Genomic DNA, 21,302 nt, shown 5'->3' on the forward strand with positions numbered 1-21,302 from the left:
TTTGAGCTATCCACTTTAATTAAGCATTGTTGCACTATTTTTCTGGACAACTCTATTTAGAGTCTACTTCAAGTCGTTCGATAATCGCGCCGTTGAAATGTATAACTTCTTGCTCTGTTCCATAACGTAATATTGCAGATGAATACATTGTGTTGTGCTTTAAGTCGATGACTAGTGTTACAAAATCAGGTTTGTCTTTTTCTTGCCAATTGACGATGAACAAACGCTCGCCGATTTTTCTAGATTGGTAAGGTATATTACTTGCCTTATTGCCTTTACGCTGCCCACTAATCCATTCGTAACCTAATAAGCCGTCATCAAAACTAATCTTGAGTCCTCCACCGGTTTGATAAAAATACTCAAAGCTAACGCCGTCTAGCAAGTGCTCTGCTACGGCGTATTTATCGGATGCATCTGTTGACGCCTGCAGCGGAGCGGAAATTAATGCGGCTATAGCGAGCGTGAAATAAAGATATATTACTTTGTTCATAATTATTTGCCTTTAATCCAAGCTTTTAACCTAGGTCTTTAATGAGCGTTTTTAACCAACGCTCTTCATTGATAAAACCCCAACTCCAATCTTTATATTTTTCACCTATACCGTCTTTCAAAATCTGTTCACTACTTTTACCAGCAGCTAAAGCTGAGCTCACTCGCTCAATTGAATACTCAAGCATGGCTACAACTTGTTGTAATCCTTTTAAATCAGTAATGTCACCGTGACCAGGAATAATAACCACATCGCTTGGGTACGATTCTGTGACCTTTTTAACGTTAGCTAAATAACCTTTAACTGAGCCGCCATGGTCTAAATCAATATAAGGGAATCGCCCCTGAAAGAATAAGTCGCCCATATGTAAAACATTAGTGTTTTTAAAATAAACAATACTGTCACCATCAGTATGACCATGAGGAAAATGTACTATTTTGACTTCTTCATTGTGTAAATGAATGGTGATACCTTGCTCATAGGTCACAACCGGTAAATCTGCGTCAGCTTGCTTATTGTCTTCTTTGACACGAGTGCGGACATTTTCGTGAGCAAAAATCGGCGCTTGCTTGCCAAAATAGCCATTACTGCCAGTATGATCACCATGGTAATGCGTATTTATAATGTATTTAAGCTCAGCTTTATTTAATGTTTTCATTGCCGCTTCGATTTTTTCTGCCAATGGCGCAAATTTATCATCCACCAAAAGTAAACCGGCATCAGTTGCTAAAACACCGATATTTCCACCAGGGCCAGTTAAAACATAAACATCCCCCGCTACATTTTCCGCTTTAATTTCAGCGTCTGAGAAATCTCGGGCAGCCATACAACTCATCGACATAACCAAGGACAAAGCTGCCATAAAACCTGATAAAGCTATTCGCATTTTATTCTCCGCATTCTTTTAAATTATTATTTAGCTTCTTATTTAATTTTTTATTTAGTTTTAGTTATTTAACTGAACGCTAAACACCTATAGATACAAGCCTAACAAACATCTTGTAATTTACCAGTGACACTAAGAGCTAGTTATTCTCATCTAGGTTTAAATCAAAACCTAAATCAAAGCTTAACTGCGGCTCATGCAGCTGATTGTCGCTATCATCATTATTTTCTATTTTATTGAGTGAATCTTCCAATTCAGCAAAGCCAACACTAATTCCTATTAGCCTTACCTTTTTACCCTCGCCACGTGCCAGCGCTTGCGGCAGTAATTTGGCAAACAATTGATTATCAACGCCCTTTTGTGAATTTTCGACCGTAGTCTGAGTAAAGTCTGCAAACTTAATTTTAATGCCTTGTTTTATCACTTTAAGGTTTCTAACTTTTTCTAATCGCTGTTCAAATTTCGGCAATAAATTGTCGATTACTTCTAAGCATTGCTCTTCTGTTTCTATGTCTTCCATTAAGGTGGTTTCAATGGCTAGTGATTTTCTCACTCTTGTACTGACTACTTCTCGCTCATCTTTGCCGAACGATAAATTAAATAACGAAGGGCCAAACTTACCAAAATATTTTTGCATGGTTGTGAGATTGCTGCTGCGCACGTCGGCACAAGTATAAAAACCTTTCGCTTGTAAACGCGCCATGGTTTTTGGTCCAACGCCAGGGATTTTCTTTAACGGCAAATTTTCGACAAAATCTGATACTTTGTCGGGGGGAATAACACACTGACCATTAGGTTTATTTTCATCACTAGCTACTTTTGCTAAGAACTTATTTGGTGCAACTCCTGCTGAGGCCGTTAGATTAAGTTCATTATGAATTTCACTGCGAATTTTTTCAGCAATCAAGGTGGCACTACCTGAACATTGCTGGCAATCACTCACATCTAAAAACGCCTCATCTAAAGACAAGGGCTCGATTTTATCTGTATAGCGGGAAAATATTTCACTGATTTTCTTCGATACTGCTTTATAAACGTCCATCCGGCCAGGCACTAGCACTAATTGCGGGCACAATTTTAAAGCTTTAGAAACGGGCATAGCTGATCGAACGCCATACGCTCTTGCCTGATAGTTACATGTGGCAACAACACTGCGCGCAAGCCTGCCACCAACCGCGATTGGTTTATCAGCAAGTTCTGGATTATCTCTCATCTCTACAGCTGCATAAAAGCAGTCCATATCTATGTGAATAATTTTTCTCATAACGTAAAGTGATCTCTCACAGGCAACCAAACACTGTATATATAAACAGTTTAAGTGAAGCATTAATGCAATGCAATCTTTGCTATTGTATAAATTATATAAACCTAGATAAGTCGATAACACTGTTAAACACCATGTTTCAATATTTAAAACTACTGGCAAAGCGAGAACGTAAAACTTGGCAAGATAGCTTTGAGTTAATCTTTAATGTTAATGCTATTGCAGAGCAGAAAATCGATCGTTTTCGAAACCTGTTTAATATTGCGCGTGGTGAAGAGCTGCCAATAAGCTATGCTTTTATCGCGTCATTTAAGCCATTGATGAAAGTGCTGTCCGATAAGAAATTTGCTTTTTCACCGCTAGGACTCATTCATATTAGCGCCAATTTTAGTCTTAATTCGAAATTAGATTACTCACAACCTTTTGCGATAAGGTTTAAAGTTGACCAAAGTGGAATACATCCATTGGGCCACATTATTACGGTGACGTCACATTTTTTTCAAAATGATAAAGAGTGCTTAATCAATACCAATACCATGTTGAAAAAAACTAAAACTCAAAAATCCACTCGCAAAGAACTTCCTCACTTTGATGGCAAATGCTCACTATTGGTTGATAAAACACTTGCTCGACAATATGCAAAAGTAAGCGACGACTATAACCCAATTCATATAAGTAGTTGGTTAGCGAAGCTATTTGGAATGCAAGATGCAATTATGCACGGTATGTACCTTGGTCATTTAGTTTTAATTAATAATGATGTGAAAGCAAAGCAGGTTGAAATTAAGTTTAAAAAACCTTGCTTTTTACCAACCCAAATAGGCATTTTAACTAATAGCGATGAAGCCACCGATATCGACGCCAATACTGAAAAGTACAAAACCTTTCAGGTATATTCATTGCCGGACAACCTTCATTTAGAGCTGGTTTGTAGTTAATACTAAATGCGGAAAATTACAGGCAATAAATCCTACTAATATTTTTCTTTATAACGTGGATTTTTAAACACTTAACTACTATATGTTAAGCAATCACAGATACATTAATAACAATATAATGACTAAGGCTTCGTATGCAAAATACCACTAGAACAAGAACATTAATCACTCTGCTGTTTAGCACCATGATAATCAGCGCCTGTAAAAGTACGAGCTCTACAGTTGACTACGATACAGATACCAATTTCAATCAATTTAAACACTATCAAATGGTTACTTCGAAACAACCAACCAATAAGAAGCAACCTCCAATGGATCAAATGACAGCTGATAGAATCAGTTCTGCTATCGAGTCACAACTCAAAGCAAAAGCATTAACAAAAATGGATGCAGAAGCTGAGTTGCAAGTGAGTTATTTTACCGCAACAGAGCAAAAAGAAAATAAGTCGTCTCTAGGTATTAGAATTGGCGGAGCAAAAATTGGTGGTAACACTTCAACAGGGGTTGGCGTTGGAACTTCGGTACCGATAAGTTCTGACACCTCAACCATTACCCAAATAACCATTGATATCTATCATCAAGATAAGTTGATTTGGCGAGGGATTGACAGTTATGAAACTGATTCTGATGTAACACCACAAGAAAGAGAGAAAGAAATTAACGCGACGGTAGCCAACATTATGGCAAACTACCCGCCGAAAAAATAAATCGCAAACAAAACTGGGGTCAGAGTCAAGTTATTAAATAACTTGACTCTGACCCCAGTTTTGTTTGTATAGATTATATGTTTTTAACGTCTATCGAGTTTTCACTTAGCGCAGCTTTGCGCTCTCGCTCTTTACGTTTCTCACACGGATTATCGCAGTTACAGGCTTTATCAATACCGAGACTGCCTAAACCGCCACAACTACCTGCTAATGTTTTTTGTTGGATAATATAACCGACAGCCATTGCCAAAAACATTACAACGAAAAAGCCGAAGGTTAAATAAAATATAGTCATGTTAGTTCTCTTTAATTACTGCTCATTTTGCGACTTGGCAAAATACTGATTAAACTGTTCAGTAGCCTGTTCACTAAAGCCATCATCCGTTTTAGTGATCAAATACACCGCTAAAGCGTTTGCTGTAGCAAATTCATAACCTTTTTCAGGTCCCATCACCTCAATCGCCGTTGCCAAGCCATCGGCAGTCATTGCAGAAGGATGAATCACAGTCACAGAAACTAAACGATGGTTGATTGGCCATCCAGATTTCGGGTCTATGGTATGAGAATAACGTACGCCATTCTCTTCAAAATAATTACGATAATCACCCGATGTAGCCACCGCGTTATCGCCCGGTATTATAACCTTTTGTACGGCACGAGTACCAGCAATTGGTTTTTCAACAGCAACTACCCAACTTTGTCCATTTGCCTTACTGCCTTTGAGTCGCATTTCTCCACCAATATCAACAAGATAGTGATGAAATCCATTAGCTTCTAATAATTCAGCAACTTTATCGACAGCAAAACCTTTAGCAATTGCCGATAAATCAACATACACATTGTCTTGCATTTTTGACAATTGGCCGTCAATTAAACGAATTTTTTCAATGCCTATTTGCGCTTTTTTCTGAGCAATCAATTCTGCAGATGGCACTGTTTCGGCGCGATTCTCAGGGCCAAAACTCCATAAATTAACTAAAGGCCCAACGGTAACATCTAAAGCGCCTTCACTCACTTGTGCTAGACGAATCGATTCTGCAAGCACCTGCTCTAGCTCTTTCGACACCGAACGGCTATCTTGACCTTGATGTTGATTGAATAAAGACAATTCAGAAGTTTTATCGTAGGTCGACATTTGTCTGTTAATTTTAACCAACAGGTCATCCACTTGTTTGGCCAACTGTAATTTTTCAACTTCAGTTTTTTCACCCATGAGTTTCACTGAATAAACAATAGGTCCCATGGTATAACCGCTTAACATTAACTCATCTTGAGTGTCCTGCTCTGCAACCTTTTGATCGCCACAAGCGATTAATAAAAACAATAGGGAAAAAACAAATACGTGTTTGAAAATTGGCATCAAGTGATTCTCACATTAGTACTGAACAAGCACAGGCTAAAAAGTCGGCGCATTATAAACAAAATATCGGGTTAATTCATCCCTTGTGTTAACAATCGTTCTAGCCCATTGATAATCGGTCGTAAGTATATGTGATGCTCCAAAAAATATTAGTGCAGTACATTTACGGCTTTCTATAATCATCGATATGGTGAGCAATAAATAAAGTGTTAGAGACAAGAAAGACGCCATCTAGGCGCCTTTTTTAAATTCACTATGCAAATTACATGTTCGGGTAATTTGGTCCACCAGTACCTTCTGGTGTTACCCAAGTAATATTTTGGCTTGGGTCTTTAATATCACAGGTTTTACAGTGAATACAGTTTTGCGAATTGATCACAAATTTCTTATCTCCGTCTTCTGCTTCTTCTATCTCATAAACGCCTGCTGGACAATAACGTTGCGCAGGCTCTGCCCATTTCGCGTAATTAACAGCAACAGGAACTGACGCATCAGCAAGTTTCAAGTGACACGGCTGTTCTTCTTCATGGTTAGTATTAGATAAGAATACCGAGCTTAGTTTATCAAAACTTATCACGCCATCAGGCTTAGGGTAGTTAATTACAGTACTTTCAGAAGCCAACTTCAGAGTCTCATGATCAAAACTATTGTCTGCAAAATTGAATGGTAATTTACCACCAAAGAAATTTTGATCAATCGTATTGTAAGCGCCACCTAAAAATGTGCCTAATTTGTGCATTGCTGCGCCAAAGTTACGAGTATTGTATAACTCCTCATATAACCAGCTTGATTTAAAGTTATCAGTAAATGCGGTTAAATCATTACCACCTTCATCACCGCTAACTAGCGCGTCGAAAATAGTTTCCGCTGCTAACATACCAGACTTCATCGCTGTGTGATTACCTTTGATTTTGGCAAAGTTAATGGTACCTGCATCACAACCTACCATAACCGCACCAGGCATCGTCATTTTAGGAAGAGAGTTGAAGCCACCTTTTGCGATTGCTCGAGCACCGTATGATACGCGCTTGCCACCTTCAAGGTATTGAGCATATTTCGGATGATGTTTTAGACGTTGGAATTCATCAAATGGGCTTAAGTGCGGATTTGAATAATTAAGATCGATAATTAAACCGACAAACACTTGATTGTTTTCGGCGTGATATAAGTAGCCACCACCTGTTGTATCGCTTTCTAACGGCCAACCTGCAGAATGAACCACTAAACCTTCTTGGTGCTTAGCTGGATCGATATCCCAAATCTCTTTAAAGCCAATACCGTAATGTTGCGGCTGCTTGCCTTCATCTAGGTTGAACTTACTAATAAGTTCTTTACCTAAGTGACCACGACAACCCTCTGCAAACACTGTGTATTTAGCACGAAGTTCCATACCTGGCATGAAAGAATCTTTTTGATTACCTTCGGCATCTAAACCCATATCGCCAGTAATGATACCTGCAACTTTACCATCTTCGTATATAACGTCTTGGGCAGGGAAGCCAGGGAATATTTCTACGCCCATTGATTCAGCTTGCTCAGCTAACCAACGACATACATTACCCATAGAGACAATGTAATTACCGTCATTGTGCATAGTTTTTGGTACAGAGAACCCAGGCAATTTAATGCCTTTTTCAGCGCTATTTAATAAATAGATATCATCGCCAGTTACTGCGGTATTTAGCGGTGCACCACGCTCTTTCCAGTCTGGAAATAATTCAGTTAAAGAACGAGGTTCTAAAACTGCACCCGACAAGATGTGGGCGCCAACTTCAGAGCCTTTTTCAACAACACAGACCATTAATTCTTGATCTTTTTCTTGTGCCATCTGCATTAACTTACAAGCTGTAGATAATCCTGATGGGCCGGCGCCGACGATTACGACATCAAATTCCATAGACTCACGTTCCACGTGCTTCCCCTTACAATTTATTTTCTTTAAATTTTGTACTCAATATCTAAAATCCACAAATTCACGATAATGAGTAATTTTAATATTTACACTTTTATAGCATTTTCTTGGCAGCAAACCTATGCAATTTAGGCATTATATTTGCCAAAAGTCACATATTCTAGCATTTATCATTGACCTTTTGTAACTGACTTAGTAGTCTTTCGAGCCAAATTACATTATCCTGCTTTTAGTGCATTCAAACGAAAGTTTCAAACAAGCGTTTGACTATTATCTACAAATCAGGATATAAATAAACAAAAATATTTATATAAAGCACAATAAAGCGAAAATTTATTGTTTTAATCCATCTAGAGGTTGCTATGAAAATACTTGTACCTATCAAACGCGTTATTGACTACAACGTCAAAGTACGTGTTAAGCCAGACAATTCAAACGTTGATTTAACAAACGTTAAAATGGCAATAAACCCATTTTGTGAAATTGCAGTAGAAGAAGCAGTTCGTTTAAAAGAAGCTGGCGTTGCTACTGAAATCGTTGCTGTCTCAATTGGCGACAAGTCTTGCCAAGAACAGCTTCGTACCGCATTAGCACTTGGTGCAGACCGTGCGATTCAAATTGACACGGCAGAGAGCCTTGATTCAATCAATGTGGCTAAACTATTACAAAAAGTTGTTGAAGAAGAACAACCACAAATCGTAATGCTTGGTAAGCAAGCAATCGATTCAGATAACAACCAAACTGGTCAAATGTTAGGTGCTCTAACAGGTATGCCACAAGGTACATTCGCTTCAATCGTTAAAGTTGAAGGCGATAAAGTTAACGTTACTCGTGAAGTTGACGGCGGCCTACAAACTGTTGCATTAAACTTACCAGCTATCGTAACTACTGACTTACGTTTAAACGAACCGCGTTACGCATCTCTTCCTAACATCATGAAAGCTAAACGTAAGCCTTTAGATGTTAAATCAGCTGCTGATTTTGGTATCGATTTAAGCCCTCGTACTACCTTAATTAAGGTTACTCCTCCTGCCGAGCGTCAAGCTGGTATCATAGTTGAGTCAATTGACGAGTTAGTAGAAAAATTAAAAAATGAAGCGAAGGTGATCTAATGTCTATTTTAGTAATTGCAGAACATAACAATGAAAGCCTTAATGCTGACACTCTTAAAACAATTGCTGCAGCAGCGGCAATTGGTGGTGACATTAACGTATTAGTTGCCGGTAATAACTGTGACGCTGTCGCTGCTGAAGCAGCAAAAGCGACAGGGGTTAGCAAAGTATTAGTTGCAAACAATGCAGCTTATGAACATCAATTAGCAGAAAACGTTTCTGCACTAGTTGCTGAGATTGCAGGCGACTATAGCCACATCTTAGCGCCGGCTTCAACAACAGGTAAAAACTTTATGCCTCGCGTTGCTGCATTATTAGATGTCGCTCAAATTTCAGATATCATCGCTGTTGAAAGTGCTGATACATTCGTTCGCCCTATCTACGCAGGTAATGCCATTGCGACTGTTCAATCACTAGATTCAACAAAAGTAATTACTGTACGCCCTACAGGTTTTGATGCTGTAGAAACTACAGGTTCTGCTGACGTTGTTGTTCTTGATAATGCAACAGATGCAGGTACTTCTAGCTTCGTAAACGCAGAGTTAACTGTTTCAGAACGTCCTGACCTTGGTGCAGCAAGTGTTGTTATCTCTGGTGGTCGTGGCATGCAAAATGGCGAAAACTTCTCAATGCTTGAAGGTATTGCTGATAAGCTAGGCGCAGCAATTGGTGCATCACGTGCAGCTGTTGATGCTGGATTTGTACCTAACGATATGCAAGTAGGTCAAACCGGTAAAATCGTTGCTCCAGACCTATACATCGCAGTGGGTATTTCTGGTGCTATTCAACATTTAGCTGGTATGAAAGACTCTAAAATCATTGTTGCTATCAACAAAGATGCTGAAGCGCCAATCTTCCAAGTTGCTGACTACGGTTTAGTTGCAGACTTGTTTGACGCACTTCCAGAACTAGAAGCTAAGCTTTAATCAAAGTTTAAATGATGTCCTGAATAAGTTCAGGATGAATAAAAAAACCAGCCTAGTTGCTGGTTTTTTTGTATAATCAATTTGAAATAACTCGGAAATCATTATGTCATCATTACAAGATCAATTATCGGCGCTCGTTTATTCAACCGACGGTGGTCGAATTAAAGAAGAGAAAGCTGAACCAACAGTCACCAAAAGCGATGGCTTTGCCAAAGTTCGAAGAGAAACAAAAGGTCGTAAAGGCAAAGGTGTTATCACCATTACAGGCTTAGGTTTAGCTCCTAAAGAATTAAAAGCGTTAGCGAAAAAGCTTAAAACAACCTGTGGCAGTGGTGGTACGGTGATCGATGAAGTGATCGAGATCCAAGGTGATAAACGAGATCTAATTAAAACAGTTCTAGAAAAAGAAGGCTTCAAAGTGAAATTTATCGGTGGATAAACGTCACTTTCTTTAAATAAACATTTGCGTTAAAGCTAAGAACTAAATCTTCAAATTGTCAAAATCCGGTCTCGGCATTTTCTCAAGATTGGCATACAAGTAAAATACAATTAACGCCATTGCTGCCGCGACCATAAACAACCAGAATCCTCCAAACAAATCTAATATTATGCCTCCGCCTAGCGGGGCAAACGCATAACCGATTTCGTAAAACGAAGCGGCACCAAAGTATGCGCCGCGAAGATTTTGCGGTGCCAACCTATCAATATGAACATTCATGGTTGGGAATAATATCGCTTCCGCCAGACTCATCACAATGATGGCACTAATAAAGCCCCAGAACCAATCAAGCGGGTTTAGCGCCAGCCAAACTTGTGAAACCATCAATAAAATCAAACTCAACTGAATGCGTTTTATCAGTGTCATATTTGCCATCAGTTTTAATAGTAAAAACTGTGTCGAAATGATCACTAAAGCATTTGCAAATATCATAGAAGAGATTAATTCAATTAGCTTTGGTACTTCAGCACGAGTTAGGTACTGAATTAATGAGCTATCCATTTGTGCATAGATAAACATACACAAGATATTGGCGATGATCAGAACTTGCAGCAACTTGTCATGCATCAGTACCCGCATAGTCTGATGAAAACTTGTTTTAGGTGATGCTTGTTCACCATCTTTATCATTAACATCGTTAGATGTATTGCTGAGTAAAGCTTGTTCTTTGTCTAGTCGAGCTTGCTCATTATCTAAAGCGAGTTTTTGATGATGGTTAAAACCCCAGCAAAGTAGGACGAGTAAAAACGCAAACGCCCCAGCAGTTAAATAGAAACTGGATTGCTCTCCCGTTAAGCCCATCCAAACCCCGACCATAGGCCCAATAGCACAACCGACATTGACGGCAAAATATAGCGACTGCATTGCTAATTCTCGCGTCTCTGTTTCATCAATGATGTCGCCAATAAGTGCCGAAACTAGCGGCCGCCAAAGTGCTGTAGCGATTGAACACAAGGTCATCACCACAACATAGCCAGTAACGGTGGTAACTTCGGCTAATAGAGAAAATGAAATAATGTAAAGAACGCCGCTCAAATACATCAGCTTTTTGCGACCAATGCGATCGGATAGCAGACTACCAACAAAGCTTACTAATACAGAAATGATTGCTGCATTGGTGAGGATGAGCCCAATCTCAGTAGCGCTTAGTGCGAATTTTTCATAAAGAATTACGGCCAGAAAAGGCCATACCATGTAGTAACTACCACGGGTAATAAATGAGCCAAATAACAAAATCCACATCAGCCGTGGAAATTGTTTTAAGCGTTTGATAGAAACATCACTTTGCATAAAACGAGAAAGAGAATTTGAATGTAAAAAGTATGGCTAGCTACTTTATACCGCATGCCAAGATTTGGCTAATAATAATTTTTCACCTAAGAAAACTTTACCTTCAAATACCGCGCCCGATTTAACAATACCAACCCCTTTAGGCGTGCCAGTCATGACGATATCGCCATCTTCTAAGGTGGTAAAACTTTGTAATTCAGCAAGAATATCATCGGGTTTATACATCATTAGCTCAACACCACCTTGCTGTGTTAGTTTGCCATCAATGCTTAATTGCAACGTTAATTGCTGAACTAATTGCTGTTCAATATTATCAATAGCGACAAAGTGACTCAGCACCGCGGCACCATCAAATGCTTTGGCTCGCTCCCACGGTAAACCTTTTGCTTTCAATGTTGATTGCAGTTCGCGCTTAGTCAAATCTAAGCCAAAGCCTACAGCCACAAACTTACCTTGTCGGTACAAAAAACACAGCTCACCTTCATAATGAAGTGCTTCTTGATGAAACGAATTTAACGTACTAGATATTGCTGAATTAGGTTTTGAAAACACTACCATATCGGTTGGAATTTCATTGCCTAATTCTTCAATGTGAGCAACATAATTGCGACCAACGCAAAGTACTTTTGACGGTGTGATTTTTTGATTTTCAAAGTTAACTGTATTCATTATTCGCTCGGTAAATTTATGCCCGTGCCACACATTAAACCTGCGACACTAGGTTATAACTGGCAATACTAAACTGCCACTATAATACACAGCCTGCTTATAAATTAAAGAATGACATCGAATTAGCACCTAATATTTTTGTTTTCGCTTGCTCACTTAATACCTTATTTTCACGAACTAAGGTACCAACTCGCTGCTCACCTAACGGGAATGGTGAATCTGAGCCTAGTAAAACTCTATCTTCGCCCATTACATTAGTAAGAAGTTGTAATGAATCATCACTAAAAACAGCAGAATCAACATAAAACCGATCGCAATAAGATGATGGAATATTCGGACAGTCTTGGCGAACAATATCTCTATGCTTCCATGCATTATCTACACGGCCTAATTGAAAGGCAAAGCTACCACCACCATGAGCAAAACAAATTTTCAAATCTTTGGAAATTCGCTCGAAGGCACCTGACAAGATCAACGACAAAATAGAAAGCTGGGTTTCAGCAGGCATTGCCACTAACCATTGCAGCATGTATTTTGGCATGCGGTCACCACCAAGCATATCCCAGGGATGCACTAGTACTGAAATATTTTCACTCGCACAATGTTGTAAAAAGGTTACGAGCCCTTCGTCATCTAGGTTTTTATCACCAACATGATTGCCGATTTGCACGCCAACATGGCCGTTTTTAGCCGCTCTGCTGACTTCTTCACAAGACTTATCTATATCTTGTAATGGTACTTGCGCAAGTGCTTTTAAGCGATTGCTATCATGGCTACATATATCTAATGCTAAGTCGTTAAATAATTGCGCACAATAGTGAGCTTGCTCAGCTTTCTTTGCATAGGCAAATAAAATAGGAGTGGCACTCATAATTTGAATATCAATATTATCTCTATCCATTTCTGCAAGACGAACAGCAGGATCCCAACAAGCCTCATAGACAGGTCGAAAATCTTTATCGCCAAGCATCAACATTGCTTTACCTGGTTCTGTATGGCGCATCGAAGGCCAAGGATTCGAGCTAGGTTCAGCGCTAAACTTTGCTGCTAGATCTGGCCATTGTTTTGGCAGAAAGTGAGTATGCATATCAACTACAGGCATGATAATTCCTATTATTTTATTTGAACGTATGGTTTGTGTTTTCTACTTTTCGTACACCTTTGCTAGGCAGGATGTATTGCCGAGCAATTTGGACATTTGCGTAAGCTTTCGTCTTCTTTAAATGCCTTAAAAACCGGTTGTAAATCTTTCGAAATATTTTTCAAAATCATTTCTGCTCGGTGCACCAAATGATTACACTCTTGGCAATACCATTCGAAAGCGTCCTTTGCACCTGCAGGGCGTTTTGGTTCGATCACTAAACATAAACTTCCTTCTTCCGGACGCTGCGGAGAGTGGCGAACAAACGGAGGAAGAAGAAACACGTCGCCTTCTTTTAAATGCACCTCTTCAGGTCCATTTGCCGTCATAATTCGTAAAAATGCATTGCCTTTAAATTGATAAAAGAACTCTTCAACCGGATCAACATGATAGTCATAACGCTCATTAGGACCGCCAACAACAGTAACCATTAAATCGGCATCTTCCCAAATCAACGCATTATTGACTGGCGGTTTCAATAAATGCTCGTGTTCTCTAAGCCATTGCTGAAAATTAAAGCCACGTAAACTACTGACGTTGTCGATTAACTCATTACTCATCGGTGTTTCCTTATTTGATCAATTATTTATTTCTATAAAACCTATAAAGGTTTATAGGCAACTACTTTTATCTCGATTAAAAGATGTGGATGCGGCAATTGGTGCACTGCAACCGTCGTTCTTGCCGGTCCTGTTTCATCAAAATATTCACCATATACTTTGTTATAGCCAGCAAAGTCGTTCATGTTTACCAAGTAACTGCTTACTTCAACAACATTCGATAAATCAGCGCCTGCTGCTTTCAATATTTCATTTATATTATCGATCACTGCACGTGTTTGTTCGGTGATCGACAGATTGGTCGCTCCCATTTCATCAACTTCAACACCAATAAAGCTATTATCAGGTCGTCTCGAACTAGTACCCGATACGTAAATGAAATCCCCTGCTCGTTTAAAGTGTGGAAAGCGACCTCTTGGTTTAGCCTTGCCTGAAATCACTTGGCTATCGTTTGGTTTTGTTATCTTGGTCATACATAGAACCTTTAAAATTGTTTACTTTATTAACCGGCAGTAACAGTAAATTCCGCAACGCCAAGTTTTTCACAATGAAGTTTGACATGAACACCAGGTTTAATCGGTTGCGCTGCTGTTGCCGCACCGGCTAATACGATTGAACCGGCAGGTAACACTTTTCCAGCTTCGCCAGCAACTCTCGCCGCGGCAGCTAAAGAACGATAGGGATTCCCTAAAATAGCGGCAGTAGAACCTATTTCAACCGCTTCTCCATCAAATTCCATAACCATACCTAAGTTAGAAATATCAGTCGTTACTTGTTGCCATGCACCAATGGTAAAACCTGAAGAAGAACAATTGTCAGCAACCACATCTTCTAATGAAAATTTGAAATTATTGTAACGAGAATCAATAATCTCTAATGCTGGTGCGACCGCTTCAACTGCAGCCATCACTTCTGTCATGGTGACATTCCCTGATAACGGTTTTTTCAGTAAAAATGCGATTTCTGGTTCCACTCGAGCATGGATGAATTTATCAAACGCTACTTCACCACCTTCTTCGATAAACATTTCATCGGTTAGTGGCCCCCAAATAAGATCATCAACCCCCATTTGGATCATTTTAGCGCGACTAGTAAAACCCATTTTTATGCCGACTTGCTGCTCGCCTCGATCAAGACGACGCTGCAACGACATATCCTGCACCAAATAAGCTTGCGTAAGTGATAATTGCTCACCTTGACTAGAAAGCTGCTCAATGGCGACGGCATTAAAAGCGGCATCATCAACCTGCTTAGCTAATTTTGAAAGTTTTTCATTCGTTGTAATGTCAGTCATAATTATGCTCTTTGCTTTATTAAATCTAAGGCGACATCAACAATCATATCTTCTTGTCCACCTACCATTTTTCGTTGCCCAAGCTCTACTAATATTTCTCGGGTATCTAGTCCGTAATGTTTCGCTGCCTGCTCAGCATGGCGTAAAAAGCTTGAATACACTCCTGCATAGCCTAGTGACAAAGTTTCACGGTCAACCTGTACCGGTCTGTCTTGTAATGGGCGCACTAGTTCGTCTGCCGCATCCATTAAGGTATATAAATCTGTTCCATGGTCCCAACCAAGGCGAGCCGCGGCGGCGATAAACACTTCAAGAGGTGCATTGCCAGCACCGGCGCCCATACCAGCAAGTGATGCATCAATACGAGTAACACCATGCTGAGCCGCAACAATTGAGTTGGCAACACCAAGAGATAAATTATGATGAGCATGAATACCTAGCTCAGTTTCCGGTTTTAACACCTCTTTATAAGCTCTTGCTCGAGCGGCAATATCATCCATATTCATTGCCCCACCGGAATCCGTTATATACACACACTGGGCTCCATACGACTCCATTAATTTAGCTTGCTGTGCTAGAGCCTCTGGTTCACTCATATGTGACATCATCAAAAAACCACACGTATCCATGCCAAGTTCACGAGCATATTCAATGTGCTGTTTGGCAACATCAGCTTCGGTACAATGAGTAGCAACACGCACAGATCGAACGCCGCTATCCCATGCCCATTTCAAATCTTCTTTCACTGCAATACCGGGCAAGATCAAAGTGGTTAATTTCGATGACTCAATCACATCCGCAACCGCTTCAATCCACTCTTTATCCGTATGCGCGCCAAAACCATAGTTAAAGCTTGAACCACCTAAGCCATCACCATGGGCAACTTCAATTGCATCAACACCGGCGCGATCTAAAGCCTTGGCAATATTTTGCACGTGTTCAATGGAATAATTGTGACGTATCGCATGCATACCGTCCCTTAATGTCACGTCTTGTATATAAAGTTTTTTAGCCGTGTCATTGCTTGTATCATTTGTTTTGTTAGCCATAATTAAGTCCTTACGCTATAACGAAGTTGCTTTGCTCGGTACTATATTTACACTGCGCAATACGTTCTGCTGTGCCCTGTGCCGCCGAAGTCATAATGTCGAGATTTCCTGCGTAAGCTGGTAAATAGTGAGCAGCACCTTCAACCTCTAAAAATATCGACGACTTTAAACCAGAGAAATCGCCATAACCTGGAATATGCAGTGGTGCATCTTTTTCAAATCGCTCAAATTGCACTTGTTGTTTTAATCGATAGCCGGGTACATATGATTGTACTTTTTCGGTCATTGCTTCGATTGATTTAGCAATTTCGGCTTCAGTCGTACCGCTCTCTTCAGGTAGTTCACTTAACACCAATACCGTATCGCGCATCATCATTGGCGGCTCTGCCGGATTCATAATGATAATGGCCTTACCTTTTACTGCGCCGCCTACCTGTTCAATGGCACGCGAAGTTGTTTGTGTAAATTCATCAATATTCGCTCGTGTTCCTGGACCGGCTGATTTAGATGAGATTGATGCTATGATCTCTGCGTAATGAACTTTACTAAGTTGACTAATAGCAGCAACCATTGGGATTGTTGCTTGGCCACCACAGGTGACCATATTAACGTTGCCTTGCTCCAGGTTATCTTCAATATTTACTACCGGTACCGTATAAGGGCCGATTGCAGCCGGCGTTAAATCGATGACTTGTTTGTTGTGCTTTTGCAGAACATCATTGTGATGCTTATGGGCATAGGCAGAAGTTGCATCAAAAACTATCTTAATGTCTTCAAATTCTGGCAAGTTGATTAAGCCATCGATCCCCTGGTGGGTTGTGGCTACGCCAAGTCGCTTCGCTCTTGCAAGACCATCGGAATCAGCGTCTATGCCAACCATTGCCGCCATCTCTAAGTTTTGAGATGTGCGTATTATTTTGATCATTAAATCAGTGCCAATATTTCCTGAACCGATAATCGCAACTTTTACTTTTTCAGTTGCCTTGGTTGTATTGGTTGCTACTGTCATTTTAATTATCCTTGCTATTGTCTGCCGCGAACGCTACGCGAACTGTACCTAAACCAGAGATGCGAGTTTCGATAGTGTCACCTGGCTGCACCGCCACCATAGGGCCTAACGCACCGGTCAATAAAATATCACCGGCTTTTAAAGGCGCACCGTTTTCAACGAAGGTTTTAGCTAACCATACCGCGGCATTTAGGGGGTTACCCAAACACGCTTGACCAGCACCCGTCGATATTTGCTCACCACGTCTTTCCATAACCATGCCGCATAAACGCAAATCTAAATCGTCTAATGCAACAGGTTTACTGCCCAGCACAAACAACCCAGATGACGCATTATCAGCAATCGTATCGACAATATTAATATTCCAATCAGCAATGCGGCTGCCGACAATTTCAATTGCAGGTAAGGCGTAAGCGGTGGCATTAATAATGTCGACAACCGTTGGGTTGTTAACATCAATATCTGCTTTAAGTACCAAGGCAATTTCGGCTTCAACTTTAGGCTGCATAATTGCATCAAGTGCAACCGTTTCACCATCACCAATAAACATATCCGCATAAAGCACACCAAAATCTGGTTGCTCTACACCTAATTGCTTTTGTACGCTTTTAGACGTTAGCCCAGCCTTAACCCCAACAGTTCGGCGCCCTGCTTTTTGCCAATATTGACTATTGATGTACTGCACTGCGTAGGCAGAATCCAGACACTGTTCGGGTAATAAATCTCGTACCGGCTCACAAGGCACGCCCTGTTGATAAGCCGTTCTAATATTTTTCGCAGCGTTAATTATGTCTTCACGCTCGCTTAATTGTTTAATCTTGTCTGTCATGATGATTTCCTGACTTGTTAATCTATTGTTTTGACGATTCACGTTAGCTCAAGGCGAGTTCGGCTCACTTAAAGCTTGATACAAATGTTGGTTGGTTCACTGTAGAAATTGAGCGAATGAACGCCACCTTCACGGCCAACACCAGAAAGCTTCATTCCGCCAAATGGCGTGCGTAGATCACGAAGATACCATGCGTTAACCCAACAAATACCGACATCCATTTGCTCAGCAACGCGGTGGGCACGTTGTAAATTTGTCGTCCAAACCGTTGCAGCTAAACCATAGCGACTGTCATTTGCCATATTGATCGCTTCATCTTCATCATCAAACGGTGTTATGTGACAAACAGGGCCAAACACTTCTTCTTTTACAATTTTGCTTTGTTCACTTAAACCAGTAAAAATGGTTGGTTCAACAAATGCACCATTGTCACGAGCGTCACCAAACTTAGGAACACCGCCGCCGGTGACAACTGTCGCCCCATCACTAATCGCACTTTCATAGTAAGCAACAACTTTGTCACGATGTTTATGGGAAATTACCGGCCCCATATCTGTGCTTTGATCTAACGGCCAACCAATTTTTAATTGTTCAGCTTTATCTTTTAATGCAGCAACAAACTTATCGAATATTGAGCGATGTACATACAAACGTTCGGTACATAAACAAACTTGACCGCCATTAGTAAAAACCGAACGAGCAGTACCCGCAACAGCCTCATCAAAATCGCAATCCTCAAAAATTATTCCCGCATTTTTGCCACCTAATTCAAACGACAATGCTTTTACGCCATCCGCCGAGGCTTTCATAATGGCCGAGCCTGTTCTAGATTCGCCAGTAAAGGTAACCGCGTCGACATGCTCATGTTGAGTTAGAAACTCGCCAGCCGACTGATGACCAAAGCCATGCAATAAATTAAACACACCTTTAGGAATTCCAGCATCGTGCATTACTTCGGCAAGCAACGTAGCCGTTGCTGGAGTTTCCTCCGATGGTTTAGCAACAATGACATTGCCAGCGGCCATCGCTGGCGCTAACTTCCAAGTCATTAGTAATAACGGTAAATTCCATGGTGCAATCACGGCAACCACTCCAAGCGGTTTATTAACTGCGTAATTTAACGCTTTACTACCATCTTGCGTATGGGTGTGAAAACATTCGGTTGATTGAGATTTTGCTAAATCCGCAAAAATTCTAAAATTTGCGGCACCGCGTGGAATATCGATTGTAGTTGCTTGAAAAAAGGATTTACCGGTGTCAGCCATTTCAGCTGCGACAAATTCATCAAAGCGAGCTTCTATTCCATCAGCTACTTTATGCAAAAGTGCACAACGTTGGTCAACAGAAAGTTGTCCCCATTCACCTTTTAGTGCCCTTTTAGCCGACATTACCGCATCATCAACCATGGTTTTGTCAGCTTCAGCAACTTGATTAATTATGCTGCCATCGACCGGGTTAATGTTATCAAACAACATGGCAGAACTAATAAACTCACCGTTTATATAGTTTCTCAGTACAGCATCTGCGTGGGGGATTGGAGTATTCATATAATGTTCTCAATAGGAGCATGTTTCGATATCCACACTTTATGCAACCAAGGCATAATATAAAAATAATATTTAATCACTCATTTATAATAATTTAGTTATAACTGAAACATTATCTAAGTTGTTAAAATTACGTTACTCTAGAGCAAGTAAAGTTAATACATAAACGCTAAAATTAGACATTCAAGCTGCAAAAATAAAACCTAAGCACCTGTTATATATAAAGTATTATGGTTATTGTATTTTTTAACCATGATATTAATTAGGCGCCAAATAGGCATTGGATTGAAATTAAAACAGAGGTTTTATCGTTAATTTATTAAGCTCATAAATTTCTAAAATTATGTTTTTGTAAAATTAGATGCTTGACAGTCAGATTGTATACAATTAGATTTTATTGCATACATAAATTTGAGAGAGGCGATTATGTCAACAGGATCTATCGAATCATCTAATACACACAACACGGATAAAACAATGAAAACAAAAAATATATTTTACGGTTGGTGGATAGTTCTAGGCTGTATTATAGGTATATCTTTGGGCTATAGTGTTATCGCTATGTCTTTCGGCACATTTATAAAAGAATTTGAAACGTCATTTGGATGGAGTCGTGGTCAAATATCTTTCGGCTCTACCATTATTGGTATTACCGCTATTTTGTTTTTTCCTTATGTCGGCACGTTAGTCGATAAGTATGGGGTGAAGAAGGTGATGATCCCTTCTACCTTTCTATTTGCTTTTACCATTGCTTCAATGTCATTGCTTACCGCCTCTATCTGGCATTTATATGCAATGTGTATTTTAATCCCACTTCTTGGCGCAGGTACTGCCCCACTCACCTATTCAAAATTATTGGTAAGCTGGTTTGATAAAAAACGCGGTCTTGCATTAGGTATAGGTCTTGCTGGTGTTGGACTCGGTACCACGTTAGTACCGATTATTGCGTCGAAGTTTATCGAACTTTATACATGGCGTGAGGCATATATTGCAATTGGCGTGCTAATACTTTGTCTCGCCTTTCCTATTGTAAAATGGGTGTTTAAAGAACAGCCTAGCGATCTCGGACTACATCCTGATGGCGATTCAGCGGCAGAAGTTGAGCAGCAAGCACTTAAAAATGCAAATGATAATGCGAAAGATAAAAACGTTAAAATTGGTTTCACCGCCAAGGAAGCATTAAAACAAAAAACATTTTGGTTAATGTTCGCATCTTTTGTTATTACCGGTTTAACAACCTCAACCTTGTTAGTACATTTGGTACCTATGATGATGGACCAAGGATTAACACTAAAACAAGCTGTCGGTACCTTTGCTTACTTAGGAATGTCTATTATCGGTGGTCGCTTACTTGCTGGTTATCTAATGGACAAGTTTTTCGCACCATTTGTGGTGGTAGTCTTTATGTTTGGCCCAGTAATCGGATTAGCGGCATTTGCAATGGGGGCTACTGGTGAAGCAGCGGCACTATGTACTGGATTAATTGGTATTGCCATTGGTGCTGAATTTGACGTTATGGCCTACTTTACCAGTCGCTATTTTGGTCAACGAAGTTTTGGTGTTATTTATGGCTATGGCTACTCAGGCTTTAAACTTGGTGCGAGTATTGGCCCATTAATTATGGGTATCGCATATGATGTAAATGGTCGCTATACCGAAGTACTTTGGGCAATGTCTGCCACTATGATCATCGCTTGTGTCTGTATTTTAATGATGGGTAAATATCCACAATTACCAAAACGCACTATCGAAAAAACCTAAATTTTAATCAATCTAAACTCCCAGGATCAATAACGCAGCCTTATTGTTATTGATCCGCC

The 21,302-nt window shown here is 40.0% G+C and carries 22 protein-coding genes; 6 read left to right on the top strand and 16 right to left on the bottom strand.

The features are described 5' to 3' along the window. Positions 1-52: 52 nt before the first annotated feature. From LT090_RS12925 to dinB, 3 genes are all read right to left on the bottom strand, one after another. Positions 53-490, bottom strand: a complete 438-nt coding sequence (locus LT090_RS12925; protein ID WP_068547175.1) for a MoaF-related domain-containing protein — start codon at positions 488-490, stop codon at positions 53-55. A gap of 25 nt (positions 491-515) precedes the next feature. Continuing rightward, the gene (locus LT090_RS12930; protein WP_068547176.1) at positions 516-1,376 is read right to left on the bottom strand and encodes an MBL fold metallo-hydrolase; all 861 of its coding nucleotides are present in this window, start codon (positions 1,374-1,376) and stop codon (positions 516-518) included. Positions 1,377-1,515: 139 nt separating this feature from the next. Next, positions 1,516-2,640, bottom strand: a complete 1,125-nt coding sequence (gene dinB, locus LT090_RS12935; RefSeq protein ID WP_082897224.1) for a DNA polymerase IV — start codon at positions 2,638-2,640, stop codon at positions 1,516-1,518. 134 nt (positions 2,641-2,774) lie between these two features. On the opposite strand from dinB, the gene LT090_RS12940 reads away from it, so the two are divergent. Then, positions 2,775-3,578: a MaoC/PaaZ C-terminal domain-containing protein gene (locus tag LT090_RS12940; RefSeq protein ID WP_068547178.1), complete on the top strand. Its 804-nt coding sequence runs from the start codon at positions 2,775-2,777 to the stop codon at positions 3,576-3,578. A gap of 134 nt (positions 3,579-3,712) precedes the next feature. Beyond that, positions 3,713-4,285 carry a DUF4136 domain-containing protein gene (locus LT090_RS12945; RefSeq protein ID WP_082897226.1) on the top strand — a complete coding sequence of 191 codons (573 nt, stop codon included), beginning with the start codon at positions 3,713-3,715 and terminating at the stop codon, positions 4,283-4,285. Between the two features lie 73 nt (positions 4,286-4,358). Here the strand turns inward: LT090_RS12945 and nqrM are convergent, their stop codons facing one another. From nqrM to LT090_RS12960, 3 genes are all read right to left on the bottom strand, one after another. Continuing rightward, positions 4,359-4,580: a (Na+)-NQR maturation NqrM gene (gene nqrM, locus LT090_RS12950; RefSeq protein WP_068547180.1), complete on the bottom strand. Its 222-nt coding sequence runs from the start codon at positions 4,578-4,580 to the stop codon at positions 4,359-4,361. A gap of 15 nt (positions 4,581-4,595) precedes the next feature. After that, a complete protein-coding gene (locus LT090_RS12955) occupies positions 4,596-5,645 on the bottom strand; it encodes an FAD:protein FMN transferase (protein WP_068547181.1) in 1,050 nt (349 codons plus the stop codon). A gap of 262 nt (positions 5,646-5,907) precedes the next feature. After that, positions 5,908-7,542, bottom strand: a complete 1,635-nt coding sequence (locus LT090_RS12960) for an electron transfer flavoprotein-ubiquinone oxidoreductase (protein WP_068547211.1) — start codon at positions 7,540-7,542, stop codon at positions 5,908-5,910. A gap of 377 nt (positions 7,543-7,919) precedes the next feature. Here LT090_RS12960 and LT090_RS12965 point away from each other — a divergent pair, with 377 nt between their 5' ends. The 3 genes from LT090_RS12965 to yciH all read left to right on the top strand — a co-directional run bounded on the left by LT090_RS12965 (position 7,920) and on the right by yciH (position 10,034). Beyond that, positions 7,920-8,669 carry an electron transfer flavoprotein subunit beta/FixA family protein gene (locus LT090_RS12965; protein WP_068547182.1) on the top strand — a complete coding sequence of 250 codons (750 nt, stop codon included), beginning with the start codon at positions 7,920-7,922 and terminating at the stop codon, positions 8,667-8,669. Continuing rightward, positions 8,669-9,595, top strand: coding sequence for an electron transfer flavoprotein subunit alpha/FixB family protein (locus tag LT090_RS12970; protein WP_068547183.1), 927 nt, complete (start codon positions 8,669-8,671; stop codon positions 9,593-9,595). Before LT090_RS12965 ends, LT090_RS12970 begins: the two co-directional genes overlap by 1 nt. A gap of 103 nt (positions 9,596-9,698) precedes the next feature. Continuing rightward, entirely contained in the window at positions 9,699-10,034 is a 336-nt protein-coding gene (gene yciH / locus LT090_RS12975) for a stress response translation initiation inhibitor YciH (protein WP_068547184.1), read from the top strand. Between the two features lie 42 nt (positions 10,035-10,076). Here yciH and LT090_RS12980 read toward each other — a convergent pair whose 3' ends face one another. The 10 genes from LT090_RS12980 to LT090_RS13025 form a co-directional block, all read right to left on the bottom strand. Beyond that, the gene (locus LT090_RS12980) at positions 10,077-11,384 is read right to left on the bottom strand and encodes an MFS transporter (protein ID WP_068547185.1); all 1,308 of its coding nucleotides are present in this window, start codon (positions 11,382-11,384) and stop codon (positions 10,077-10,079) included. 45 nt (positions 11,385-11,429) lie between these two features. After that, positions 11,430-12,053 carry a fumarylacetoacetate hydrolase family protein gene (locus LT090_RS12985; protein WP_068547186.1) on the bottom strand — a complete coding sequence of 208 codons (624 nt, stop codon included), beginning with the start codon at positions 12,051-12,053 and terminating at the stop codon, positions 11,430-11,432. Positions 12,054-12,150: 97 nt separating this feature from the next. Continuing rightward, entirely contained in the window at positions 12,151-13,155 is a 1,005-nt protein-coding gene (locus LT090_RS12990; protein WP_068547187.1) for an amidohydrolase family protein, read from the bottom strand. Positions 13,156-13,217: 62 nt separating this feature from the next. Then, entirely contained in the window at positions 13,218-13,754 is a 537-nt protein-coding gene (locus tag LT090_RS12995; RefSeq protein ID WP_068547188.1) for a 3-hydroxyanthranilate 3,4-dioxygenase, read from the bottom strand. 41 nt (positions 13,755-13,795) lie between these two features. Continuing rightward, positions 13,796-14,227: a RidA family protein gene (locus LT090_RS13000; RefSeq protein ID WP_068547189.1), complete on the bottom strand. Its 432-nt coding sequence runs from the start codon at positions 14,225-14,227 to the stop codon at positions 13,796-13,798. 29 nt (positions 14,228-14,256) lie between these two features. Beyond that, positions 14,257-15,048 (bottom strand): 2-keto-4-pentenoate hydratase, encoded by a 792-nt coding sequence (locus tag LT090_RS13005; protein WP_068547190.1) that lies wholly within the window; start codon positions 15,046-15,048, stop codon positions 14,257-14,259. 2 nt (positions 15,049-15,050) lie between these two features. Continuing rightward, entirely contained in the window at positions 15,051-16,097 is a 1,047-nt protein-coding gene (gene dmpG, locus LT090_RS13010; protein ID WP_068547191.1) for a 4-hydroxy-2-oxovalerate aldolase, read from the bottom strand. A 10-nt stretch (positions 16,098-16,107) separates the two neighbouring features. Then, complete coding sequence (locus tag LT090_RS13015; protein WP_068547192.1) at positions 16,108-17,106, bottom strand: acetaldehyde dehydrogenase (acetylating); 999 nt, start codon at positions 17,104-17,106, stop codon at positions 16,108-16,110. Position 17,107: 1 nt separating this feature from the next. After that, a complete protein-coding gene (locus tag LT090_RS13020; protein ID WP_068547193.1) occupies positions 17,108-17,935 on the bottom strand; it encodes a 2-keto-4-pentenoate hydratase in 828 nt (275 codons plus the stop codon). Positions 17,936-18,003: 68 nt separating this feature from the next. Beyond that, a complete protein-coding gene (locus tag LT090_RS13025) occupies positions 18,004-19,482 on the bottom strand; it encodes a 2-hydroxymuconic semialdehyde dehydrogenase (RefSeq protein WP_068547194.1) in 1,479 nt (492 codons plus the stop codon). A 477-nt stretch (positions 19,483-19,959) separates the two neighbouring features. Here LT090_RS13025 and LT090_RS13030 point away from each other — a divergent pair, with 477 nt between their 5' ends. Continuing rightward, positions 19,960-21,243, top strand: coding sequence for an MFS transporter (locus LT090_RS13030; protein WP_157726647.1), 1,284 nt, complete (start codon positions 19,960-19,962; stop codon positions 21,241-21,243). The last annotated feature ends 59 nt before the right edge of the window (positions 21,244-21,302 follow it).

This window comes from Thalassotalea crassostreae, from assembly GCF_001831495.1.
Taxonomy (GTDB): domain Bacteria; phylum Pseudomonadota; class Gammaproteobacteria; order Enterobacterales; family Alteromonadaceae; genus Thalassotalea_A; species Thalassotalea_A crassostreae.

Bases quoted from the DNA above. Each gene is read 5' to 3' on its own strand.
- LT090_RS12925 (WP_068547175.1), bottom strand. From the start codon at position 490: ATGAACAAAGTAATATATCTTTATTTCACGCTCGCTATAGCCGCATTA.
- LT090_RS12930 (WP_068547176.1), bottom strand. From the start codon at position 1,376: ATGCGAATAGCTTTATCAGGTTTTATGGCAGCTTTGTCCTTGGTTATG.
- dinB (WP_082897224.1), bottom strand. From the start codon at position 2,640: ATGAGAAAAATTATTCACATAGATATGGACTGCTTTTATGCAGCTGTA.
- LT090_RS12940 (WP_068547178.1), top strand. From the start codon at position 2,775: ATGTTTCAATATTTAAAACTACTGGCAAAGCGAGAACGTAAAACTTGG.
- LT090_RS12945 (WP_082897226.1), top strand. From the start codon at position 3,713: ATGCAAAATACCACTAGAACAAGAACATTAATCACTCTGCTGTTTAGC.
- nqrM (WP_068547180.1), bottom strand. From the start codon at position 4,580: ATGACTATATTTTATTTAACCTTCGGCTTTTTCGTTGTAATGTTTTTG.
- LT090_RS12955 (WP_068547181.1), bottom strand. From the start codon at position 5,645: ATGCCAATTTTCAAACACGTATTTGTTTTTTCCCTATTGTTTTTATTA.
- LT090_RS12960 (WP_068547211.1), bottom strand. From the start codon at position 7,542: ATGGAATTTGATGTCGTAATCGTCGGCGCCGGCCCATCAGGATTATCT.
- LT090_RS12965 (WP_068547182.1), top strand. From the start codon at position 7,920: ATGAAAATACTTGTACCTATCAAACGCGTTATTGACTACAACGTCAAA.
- LT090_RS12970 (WP_068547183.1), top strand. From the start codon at position 8,669: ATGTCTATTTTAGTAATTGCAGAACATAACAATGAAAGCCTTAATGCT.
- yciH (WP_068547184.1), top strand. From the start codon at position 9,699: ATGTCATCATTACAAGATCAATTATCGGCGCTCGTTTATTCAACCGAC.
- LT090_RS12980 (WP_068547185.1), bottom strand. From the start codon at position 11,384: ATGCAAAGTGATGTTTCTATCAAACGCTTAAAACAATTTCCACGGCTG.
- LT090_RS12985 (WP_068547186.1), bottom strand. From the start codon at position 12,053: ATGAATACAGTTAACTTTGAAAATCAAAAAATCACACCGTCAAAAGTA.
- LT090_RS12990 (WP_068547187.1), bottom strand. From the start codon at position 13,155: ATGCCTGTAGTTGATATGCATACTCACTTTCTGCCAAAACAATGGCCA.
- LT090_RS12995 (WP_068547188.1), bottom strand. From the start codon at position 13,754: ATGAGTAATGAGTTAATCGACAACGTCAGTAGTTTACGTGGCTTTAAT.
- LT090_RS13000 (WP_068547189.1), bottom strand. From the start codon at position 14,227: ATGACCAAGATAACAAAACCAAACGATAGCCAAGTGATTTCAGGCAAG.
- LT090_RS13005 (WP_068547190.1), bottom strand. From the start codon at position 15,048: ATGACTGACATTACAACGAATGAAAAACTTTCAAAATTAGCTAAGCAG.
- dmpG (WP_068547191.1), bottom strand. From the start codon at position 16,097: ATGGCTAACAAAACAAATGATACAAGCAATGACACGGCTAAAAAACTT.
- LT090_RS13015 (WP_068547192.1), bottom strand. From the start codon at position 17,106: ATGACAGTAGCAACCAATACAACCAAGGCAACTGAAAAAGTAAAAGTT.
- LT090_RS13020 (WP_068547193.1), bottom strand. From the start codon at position 17,935: ATGACAGACAAGATTAAACAATTAAGCGAGCGTGAAGACATAATTAAC.
- LT090_RS13025 (WP_068547194.1), bottom strand. From the start codon at position 19,482: ATGAATACTCCAATCCCCCACGCAGATGCTGTACTGAGAAACTATATA.
- LT090_RS13030 (WP_157726647.1), top strand. From the start codon at position 19,960: ATGAAAACAAAAAATATATTTTACGGTTGGTGGATAGTTCTAGGCTGT.